The organism is Geobacillus sp. WSUCF-018B, from assembly GCF_002809985.1.
GTDB classification, from domain to species: Bacteria; Bacillota; Bacilli; order Bacillales; family Anoxybacillaceae; genus Geobacillus; species Geobacillus thermophilus.
In genome coordinates, this window is sequence record NZ_PIJF01000029.1 from 46,135 (window position 1) to 55,564 (window position 9,430).

The window sequence follows — 9,430 nt, forward strand, 5'->3', positions numbered from 1 at the left end:
AACGTTTTATGTACCGTCGGCCTTGAAGGCTGGCGGTCTTTTTTTGCTTTGAGACTCCAGCGTTCCCCGAGGCGTCTTGGCCATATCAGGTCATGTTGATTATACGTCCATGAACAAAATGCACAAAATTCATTTTATTTTCAAAAACTTCACGTTCACCCTGGGGCATGGTAAGGTTGAGTTTGAAAACGTTATCAAAAAAACAAGGGGGCAAGGGAGAAATGAAGAAAACGAAATGGTGGGGATTGCTCGCTGCAGGGATGATGACACTGGCTTTGGCGGCCTGTGGGGGCAATGAATCGGCGGGGTCGAAATCGTCCGGTTCAAACTCTGGCTCATCGGCCTCAAACTATCCGACGAAGCCGATTACGATTGTTGCTCCGTCTGGGGCGGGCGGCGGCTGGGATTTAACGGCCCGCGCGATTACGAAAGTGTTGGATGAGACGGGGCTCGTCAAACAGACCATGACGGTTGAAAACAAACCAGGCGGCGGCGGGGCAGTCTTTATGGCCGAATACGCTACCCAGGATGTGAAAAACGATTACAAACTATTTGTCAACTCCCCGCCGATTATTATCAACAACTTGAAAAAAGAAGGGAACAGCCCGTTTGGCTACAAAGACACGACACCGCTCGCCCAGTTGACGAAGGACTTTGGCGCGATTGTTGTGAAGGCGGATTCGAAATTTCAAACGTTAACCGACTTGCTTAATACCATTAAACAAGATCCGAAATCGGTCACGGTAGCCGGAGGATCGGCGCCAGGTTCGATGGATCATTTAGTCGCGATTTTGCCGATCTATAAGTCGGGCATCGATCCGAAATCAGTCAAGTATGTTTCGTACGATGGCGGCGGGGAAGCGATGGCTGCGCTGCTTGGCGGCAATGCGGATGTGATTGCGACGGATGCGTCTTCGGTTGGCGAATATTTGAAAGCCGGCAAAGTGCGGGTGTTGGCGGTTTCCGCTCCAGAGCGCCTTGGCGGAGTGCTGAAAGACGTGCCGACGATGAAAGAGCTTGGCGTTGATGCGGAATTTACGATTTGGCGCGGGGTTTTTGGGCCGAAGGAAATGTCTTCGGAAGCAAAAGCGTTTTGGGAAGAGACATTGAAAAAACTGTCTGAGCATGAAAAATGGAAAGAAGAGCTGCAAAAACAAGGCTGGGCGGCGGAATATCGCAATTCGGACGAATTTACGAAGTTTTTGCAAGAGCAGGAGCAGCAAATCGGCGACCTGCTGAAGTCGCTTGGGATGCATAAATAACTCGAGGGGGAAGAGCATTCTTCCCCTTTTTCCAAAAGCGGGAGGGAAAGCGATGAACAAAACGGCTGACCGGATCGCGGCGGTGGCGTTTTTGGCTGTGGGTGCTTTGTTTATGGTGGAAAGTTTGCGCATATCGAAAAGCGCCTACGGCAGCGCTGTCGGGCCGAATGTGTTTCCGTTTTTGCTTGGACTTGTGTTGGTTTTATTAAGCATAAAACTGCTGTTTGAGACAAGAAATTATTCAGGCGCAACAGGGGAGAAACTGCCGCGGCAATATAAAAAGTTTCTTGTCATTTTCATCGCCGCCATTTTCTATGCGGCGTTGCTTGAAACGGTTGGATATGTGATCACGACATTTCTCTTTCTTGTCATCGGCTTTCAAACGATGGAAAAAGGGGCGCTGTGGAAATCGATCGCCATTGCGGCTGGTTTTTCGTTAGGCGTATATGGCCTTTATGTGAAACTGTTGCAAGGAACATTGCCAAGCTGGCCGATTTGGTTCCAATGAAGGGAGGGGCATCATGAGCACACTATCGTTTTTGCTTGACGGATTTCAGACAGCGCTTCAGCCGCATAACTTGCTGTTTGCGTTTATCGGGGTGTTGATCGGCACGGCGGTCGGCGTGCTTCCTGGGATCGGACCGATGAGCGGGGTGGCGCTGCTCATTCCGGTGACGGCGTCGATGACATCGGGTTTGAGTCCCGAGCAGGCGGCCGCCAGTTCGATCATTTTGTTGGCCGGCGTCTATTACGGGGCGATGTACGGCGGGTCGACGACGTCAATTTTGTTAAACACGCCCGGGGAATCATCGTCTGTTGTCACGACGCTGGACGGCTACCAAATGGCGCGGCAAGGCCGGGCCGGGGCGGCGCTGGCGATTGCGGCGATCGGCTCGTTTGTGGCGGGGATTGTGTCGCTCATCGGCCTTGTATTATTAGCGGAGCCGCTGTCCAATGTCGCCTTGAAGTTCGGTCCGGCGGAGTATTTTTCGCTTATGCTGCTGGGGCTCGCCGCGGTGAGCGGACTGGCTGGCAAATCGATGACGAAAGCATGGATCATGACAGTGTTCGGCTTGTTGCTTTCCACGATCGGGCTCGACAACGTCTCTGGCGTCGCACGCTTCACGTACAATATTTCCTATTTGTATGGGGGGCTGGAGTTTTTAACCGTAGCGGTCGGGTTGTTTGCGTTGGGAGAAGTGTTTAGAGCGATTCTCCATCGGGAAACGAACGAAGGGGAAATTGCTAAAATCGGGCGCATCTTGCCAACCAAATCGGACTTGAAGGAAAGTGCCGGACCGATCGCCCGCGGGTCGCTGCTCGGATTTTTCATCGGCGTGCTGCCGGGAGCCGGAGCGACGTTGGCCTCATTTTTCTCTTATATTCTTGAAAAGAAAATCAGCAAACATCCAGAAAAATTCGGCCAAGGGACGATCGCCGGTGTGGCGGCGCCGGAGTCGGCGAACAACGGGGCTTCTGGGGGCGCAATGATTCCGCTGTTGACGCTGGGCATTCCTGGTTCAGGGACGACAGCGATCCTCATGGGTGCACTCATTATGTACAACGTCCAGCCAGGTCCACTGTTGTTCGATGAGCATCCAGCTGTCGCCTGGGGATTGATTGCGAGCATGTTTATCGGAAATGTGATGTTGTTAATTCTCAACATGCCGCTCGTCAAAGTGTTCGCGAAAATTATCCAGACGCCGACGAAATATTTGTTGCCGCTCATTATCGCCATCTCTGTATTCGGCGTGTATGCGGTGCAAGTGACGACGTTTGATGTGTTCCTGTTGCTGGCGTTTGGTCTGCTTGGCTACTGGCTTGCAGAGCACGACTATCCATTGGCACCGCTTGTGTTGGGGCTTGTGCTGGGGCCAATGATTGAAAACAACATGCGCCGGGCGTTGACGGCATCAAACGGGGACTATCTCGTGTTCGTTGAAAAGCCGATTTCGCTCGTCTTGTTGGTCATCGCCTTATTGTGGATTGCCGTGCCGTTTTTCATGAAATTACGAGGAAAAACCGTCATTGTCAATGAAGATATGTAATAATAGAAAGAAAGGCTTTCTTCCTTTAGTGGAGGATGGTCTTTCTTTTCATTTTTCCGTTTGGAGGACAGCACGATGAAACTGCAAACACGGTTGATGATGATCATTTGTTCGCTGCTTTTGTTTGTCATCGTGTTTCTTACGTTTTTATTCCAACATATGTTCGCGGAGACTATCAAACAACAAATCGGCATGCGGGCGCTGAACGTGGCGGAAACCGTTGCGTCCACCCCGCTTGTGCGCGAGGCGTTCCGCGACCCGAATCCGTCCGTGCGCTTGCAGCCGTTTGCCGAATATATTCGCCGAAAGACAGGGGCGGAGTACGTAGTGATTGGCAACCGTAAGGGAATCCGCTATGCTCACCCGCTGCCGGACCGGATCGGCAAACCGATGGTCGGGGGCGACAACGGTGAGGTGCTCAAAGGCAAGGCCATTATTTCGGAGGCGGTCGGTTCGCTTGGTCCGGCGATCCGGGGAAAAGCGCCGATTTTTGATGAAAACGGACATGTGATCGGCATTGTTTCGGTTGGTTTTTTGCTAGAGGATATTCAGCGTACAGTATGGTCGTATCGTATGAAGATGTTTCTCTTCTCCGTTTTTGCCCTCTTTCTCGGAGCGGTGGGTGCAATGGCGATCGCCAGGGCGGTGAAAAAATCGATTCATGGTCTTGAACCGGAAGAAATCGGTTTGCTCTACCAAGAAAAGCAGGCGATTTTAGAAGCGATTCGCGAAGGAATGGTGGCCATCAATCAAGAGGGAACGATTACAATGGTCAATCAAACCGCGTTGAAGTTGCTTGGGTATGAGAACGAACGCGATGTGTTGGGAATGCCGATCTTGCAGCTTATTCCCCACTCGAGGCTGCCTGAAGTCATTCGGACGGGGCAGGCAGAATTTGACGATGAAATGGTGTTAGGGGAAGAAACCGTCATTGCCAACCGCATTCCGATCAAAGACAAGCAAGGGCGTGTGATTGGAGCGGTATCGACGTTTCGAAACAAATCGGAATTGTATCGCTTGACCAAAGAGTTATCGCAGCTTCGCAGTTATGCCGATGCCTTGCGCGCGCAAACGCACGAATTTTCCAACAAGCTGTATTTGATCTCTGGCCTGATTCAACTGGAATCGTATGAGGAAGCGCTTGAACTGATCGCAAAAGAGACCGACTTGCAACAAAACATCGTCCGGTTTGTCATGAAAGAAATCCCGGATCCGATCATCGGCGGGCTGCTGATTGGCAAGTTCAACCGCGCCCATGAGCTGAAAATCACCTTTGAAATTGATCGGGAAAGCAGTTTTCGCGATGTGCCGCCATGGATCGATCGCGACCATTTGGTGACGATTATCGGGAATTTGTTGGATAACGCCATGGAAGCAGTCCTCCACAACGGAAAAGAAGAGAAACGAGTGACCATTTTTTTGACCGACCTCGGCGATGACTTGATTATTGAGGTCGAGGATAACGGATTAGGCGTTGATCCGGATGTGGCGGAACGGATATACGACCGCGGCTTTTCGACCAAAGCCAACGGCCTCCGTGGGTATGGGCTTGATCTTGTCAAGAAGGCGCTGGCGATGCTTGGTGGGCAAATCACCTATCAGTCGAAACAAGGAGAGGGAACGGTGTTTACCGTCATTATTCCGAAGCGGTCGGGCCGTGCCAACCCATGCTGAAAGAAAGCATTTCCCATAAAAGGCCTCTACACCTTTATGCATCAATATTTCGGAGGGAGGGAAGCAGAGGGGATGATTCGTGTACTTATTATTGAAGACGACCGCCGCATCGCTGAAATCAATCGGCGCTTTGTCGAGAAAGTGAACGGGTATGAAGTGGTCGGCATTGCCACGAACGCCGAAGAGGCAAGGGAATTGACAGAGGTGCTGCAACCCGACGTGTTGTTGCTTGATGTCTATTTTCCGGATATGAACGGCCTCTCTTTTTTAAAATGGGTTCGGGAACGCTTTTCCAATATCGATATTATTATGATCACAGCAGCACGAGAAGTGGATGCCTTGAAACAAGCGCTGCATGGCGGGGTGTTTGATTATATTATCAAGCCGATTATGTTTGATCGATTTGCCGAAACGTTGCATCGATATAAAGAATATTATGATAAAATGCAGCAGTGGATGAAAGAAAAAGAGTGGATCGATCAAGAGGATGTCGACAAACTGATCGGGCGGGAGGCCCCGGTTAGGGATCAGCCTATGCTTCCAAAAGGCATCCAACCGCTAACCCTTGAAAAAGTGCTGATGGTTGTGAAACGGTGTCAAGATGGAGTGACGGCCGAAGAAGTCGGACGGCAAATTGGCACAAGCCGGACGACCGCCCGTCGATATTTAGAATACCTTGTCTCCACGGGACAAGTGCTAGCCGATATTGTCTATGGATCGGTCGGTCGTCCGGAGCGGATTTATCGAAAAAAAGTGTAAAAGGCGGGATGTCTGAACAACGTTATACAAGGAACATCGAGCCGACATATGCACAAAGAAAGCGGGGGAAACGTCTTGGCTGTTTTTAGCGGAATTGTATTGCAAGTGATGGTTCCTATGCTGTTGATTGTCGGCTTGGGAGCAGGGCTTCACCGTTTCTTTCGTCTTGACCTCAATACATTATCCAAATTGAACATGTATGTCCTGCTGCCGGCAGTCGCATTCATCAACGTGTACGACAGTGAGTTGAATGGAAAGGTGTTAGCGGCTATCTTAGGGTTTCTTCTGTTGCAAAACGGCGGGCTGATGGTTTTGAGTAGGATCATGGCGAAACTATTCAAACTGGAGCGAAGTATGGCAGCGGTGTTTCAAAATACGGTTGTGCTGAACAATTCTGGCAACTTCGGCATTCCTGTCAGCCAGCTGGTGTTTCACCAACATCCGCTCGGGGCGACGATTCAAATCATCGTGACCATTTTTCAAAACTTCTTGACCAATACATATGGAGTGTATCAGTTCGTGTCAGGAAACGGGAAAAGTGGGAAATGGGCTGCTGAGATATGGAAAAATCCCGTTCTTCACGCGCTGTTGTTCGGTGTGATCTGCCGATGGCTTCACGTCCCAATCCCATCATTTTTATGGACGCCGCTTCAGCGGGTCGCCGACGCGTTTTTAGCCATCGCCCTCTTTACGTTGGGAGCGCAAATCGCCTACGCTCGGTTTACTGCCTTGCCTCCGCTTGTGTATGTGAGTGTGTTCGGGCGCTTGATATTGTCGCCGCTGTTGGCTGCGTCTTTGATCTTTCTATTAGGAATGGATGGCGTGACGGCTCAGGCATTGCTCATTGCCAGTTCGTATCCATGTTCACGCAATACGGCGCTGTATGCGCTCGAGTATGACTGCCACCCCGATTACGCCGCCCAGGCGGTGTTGGTGTCGACCTTGTTGAGCGCCATTACCGTGACAGGCACAGTATATGCGGCCCGTCTGCTGTTTCCGATTGGCGGATGAAAACGGGGGCAAGTTGTCGTCGACCTCCAATCGTGCAAAAATCCCGGGGGATCGACGACAATGTCTTTTCGCGTCAAAATCCTACAGCCAACACGGCTGAACAGTATTGACAGAATTTTTGAAACGTGTTATTCTGAAAACAGCCAAAAGGGGAAAAGCTTGATTTTACGCACATGGTTTGGGTTTTTATCGTACCTATGAGGGATTGAAACCTCTTTTCGATCGGGCCGCATGTTGGGCAGTAAAAGCGTTTTTATCGTACCTATGAGGGATTGAAACTTCTTTTCAGCACTTGTTGGTGCTCCCGGATCGCGATGTTTTTATCGTACCTATGAGGGATTGAAACGAAATCTATACAACTAAGACATGCAACCGCGTAAAGGTGTTTTTATCGTACCTATGAGGGATTGAAACTCGAAGTGAAAAACCCCGATCGGGGCGTTTCGGCGATGTTTTTATCGTACCTATGAGGGATTGAAACTTCCTCGAGGTACTCCTCCCTTGTCTTCGCCCCTTGTTTTTATCGTACCTATGAGGGATTGAAACACCTCCGTATCTCGTGTATATCCTTTCGTCGTACAGAGTTTTTATCGTACCTATGAGGGATTGAAACCAAAAAGGCAAGCCATGCGGTGGCGAAGCGAGGTTATGTTTTTATCGTACCTATGAGGGATTGAAACTGAATTCAACATCCCGGAAATCATGATTGAAAACACGAGTTTTTATCGTACCTATGAGGGATTGAAACCGCTAGACGCTTATTTTGACGCGGAGATTACATTAGGTTTTTATCGTACCTATGAGGGATTGAAACCGCTAGACGCTTATTTTGACGCGGAGATTACATTAGGTTTTTATCGTACCTATGAGGGATTGAAACGTTTGGACCCACTTTATTTTGGTTTTTATCGTACCTATGAGGGATTGAAACATAATTTTTTCTTGAATAGATGGTGCGACTGTTTCAAGTTTTTATCGTACCTATGAGGGATTGAAACTATACATTGAGAACCGTTTCAAAATAGGCTTTAATTCCGTTTTTATCGTACCTATGAGGGATTGAAACAAAGATATTGCAAATGAATTGAATATTGGGATATATGGTTTTTATCGTACCTATGAGGGATTGAAACCCGTCCTAGCCAAGTTTCTTCACCTTCTTATTGATTGCTTTTATCGTACCTACGAGGAACTGAAACTATTCCCCGCCTCAGCTGAACCACCGCTGAGTTCAGCTTGTTTTACCGCTCGACATAGGAAAAGGACAAATGCGAAATGGCACATGCCAAAAAAACGCGGGGGAAACAAGAAGGAATTTGGCCGCGAAGAGCGAATACAGTACGGTGAATCCGACAATTGCAGGGAGGGAAAACGTGGCGAAGAAGCGAATTGACCATGACCGGTTGTTCAAAGAGCTGCTGTCGACATTTTTTGAGGAGTTTTTGCTTCTTTTCTTTCCCGACGTGTACGAGTACATTGACGTTCACCATCTCTCTTTCCTCTCCGAGGAACTGTTCACCGATGTGACGGCCGGAGAGAAGCACCGCGTCGACTTGTTGGTCGAAACAAAGGTGAAAGGGGAAGACGGGCTCGTCATTGTCCATGTCGAGCATCAAAGCTACACCCAGCGGACCTTCCCCGAGCGAATGTTCCTCTACTTCAGCCGCTTGTTTCAAAAATACCGCCGCCGCATTCTCCCGATCGCCATCTTCAGCTATGACGAACAATACGACGAACCTTCCTCATTGGTCATGCAGTTTCCGTTTTTGACCGTTCTTGACTTCCGCTTTTTGACGGTGGAGCTATGCAAACTGCCGTGGCGCGCGTACATCCGCCATGCCAACCCTGTCGCCGCTGCCTTGCTAAGCAAAATGGGGTATAATGAAGATGAGAAAGTCGACGTGAAAAAGGAATTTTTGCGCATGCTCGTCCGCCTTGAGCTGGATGAAGCGAAACAGCGGCTGTTGTTCGGTTTTTTCGAGACGTATTTGCGGTTATCCGAAGAGGAGGAAATCCAACTGCGACACGAGGTGAGCCAAATGGAGACGAAGGAAGCAAAGCGTGTGATGGAACTCATCGTCTCATACGAACAGCGGGGGATGGAAAAGGGAATCCAACAAGGAATCGAACAGGGGATGAAGCAAGGACGCCAACAAGGGATCGAGGAAGGGAAGCTCGACGTGGTGAAGAGAATGCTGGCGAAAGGGTACGATGTCGACACGATTCACGAACTGACTGGGCTGCCGGTCGAGATGATTGAAAAGGTGAGGCAGTAAGTCGGATGCCCCCTGGCTAGAGCGAACGTCGCCGCCCGCAATGGCGTCAAATCCCTCATAAAGGGCGGCGGCCGTCTTGTTAGAGCCTTCGGACGTTTCGTTCCCAGGGGAGGTTTTTGGAAACGCCGTGTTTTGGGAACTTTTTCGATTTATGAACGGCGTTTTTCTTTTATGATCAGTCTTCTAATTTTTTACCGTTTTCTCACGAATTTAACATAAATTAGCCAGAAGTCCTCCACCTCTATAGGTGGGGGATGAATGGCGTTCGGTTTTTCTGTTTTTCTCTTTCTTTTTTGGATGACAATAGAATACAATAAACATAGGAGGTGAAACCATGTATCGAACGCTGAAAACCCGTTTTCGGGCAAAGAAAGAAGTTATCCAAAAACTATTTGAATGC

The 9,430-nt window shown here is 49.5% G+C and carries 8 protein-coding genes and 1 CRISPR repeat array; of the genes, 7 read left to right on the forward strand and 1 reads right to left on the reverse strand.

Translation table 11 applies throughout. The features are described 5' to 3' along the window. The first annotated feature begins 221 nt into the window (after positions 1–221). From CV944_RS10105 to CV944_RS10135, 7 genes are all read left to right on the forward strand, one after another. Positions 222–1,262 carry a Bug family tripartite tricarboxylate transporter substrate binding protein gene (locus tag CV944_RS10105; protein WP_100664123.1) on the forward strand — a complete coding sequence of 347 codons (1,041 nt, stop codon included), beginning with the start codon at positions 222–224 and terminating at the stop codon, positions 1,260–1,262. 52 nt (positions 1,263–1,314) lie between these two features. Next, a complete protein-coding gene (locus tag CV944_RS10110) occupies positions 1,315–1,770 on the forward strand; it encodes a tripartite tricarboxylate transporter TctB family protein (protein WP_015375035.1) in 456 nt (151 codons plus the stop codon). 13 nt (positions 1,771–1,783) lie between these two features. Further along, complete coding sequence (locus CV944_RS10115) at positions 1,784–3,310, forward strand: tripartite tricarboxylate transporter permease (protein WP_100664124.1); 1,527 nt, start codon at positions 1,784–1,786, stop codon at positions 3,308–3,310. 75 nt (positions 3,311–3,385) lie between these two features. Continuing rightward, positions 3,386–4,984 carry an ATP-binding protein gene (locus CV944_RS10120; RefSeq protein WP_100664125.1) on the forward strand — a complete coding sequence of 533 codons (1,599 nt, stop codon included), beginning with the start codon at positions 3,386–3,388 and terminating at the stop codon, positions 4,982–4,984. A gap of 72 nt (positions 4,985–5,056) precedes the next feature. Then, positions 5,057–5,743 (forward strand): response regulator, encoded by a 687-nt coding sequence (locus CV944_RS10125; RefSeq protein ID WP_021321534.1) that lies wholly within the window; start codon positions 5,057–5,059, stop codon positions 5,741–5,743. A 75-nt stretch (positions 5,744–5,818) separates the two neighbouring features. Continuing rightward, on the forward strand, positions 5,819–6,754 hold the full coding sequence (locus CV944_RS10130) for an AEC family transporter (RefSeq protein ID WP_100664129.1): 936 nt from the start codon (positions 5,819–5,821) through the stop codon (positions 6,752–6,754). Between the two features lie 182 nt (positions 6,755–6,936). Continuing rightward, positions 6,937–7,953: a CRISPR direct-repeat array (repeat unit 30 nt; unit sequence GTTTTTATCGTACCTATGAGGGATTGAAAC). 174 nt (positions 7,954–8,127) lie between these two features. Next, a complete protein-coding gene (locus CV944_RS10135) occupies positions 8,128–9,030 on the forward strand; it encodes an Rpn family recombination-promoting nuclease/putative transposase (protein ID WP_044743599.1) in 903 nt (300 codons plus the stop codon). Positions 9,031–9,240: 210 nt separating this feature from the next. Here the strand turns inward: CV944_RS10135 and CV944_RS17610 are convergent. Continuing rightward, positions 9,241–9,430 (reverse strand): hypothetical protein (locus CV944_RS17610; protein WP_233204990.1); only part of this gene is annotated, 190 nt, incomplete at its 5' end.

Excerpts from the sequence above, each read along its gene's own strand:
- CV944_RS10105 (WP_100664123.1), top strand. The coding sequence starts at position 222 with ATGAAGAAAACGAAATGGTGGGGATTGCTCGCTGCAGGGATGATGACA.
- CV944_RS10115 (WP_100664124.1), top strand. The coding sequence starts at position 1,784 with ATGAGCACACTATCGTTTTTGCTTGACGGATTTCAGACAGCGCTTCAG.
- CV944_RS10110 (WP_015375035.1), top strand. The coding sequence starts at position 1,315 with ATGAACAAAACGGCTGACCGGATCGCGGCGGTGGCGTTTTTGGCTGTG.
- CV944_RS10125 (WP_021321534.1), top strand. The coding sequence starts at position 5,057 with ATGATTCGTGTACTTATTATTGAAGACGACCGCCGCATCGCTGAAATC.
- CV944_RS10120 (WP_100664125.1), top strand. The coding sequence starts at position 3,386 with ATGAAACTGCAAACACGGTTGATGATGATCATTTGTTCGCTGCTTTTG.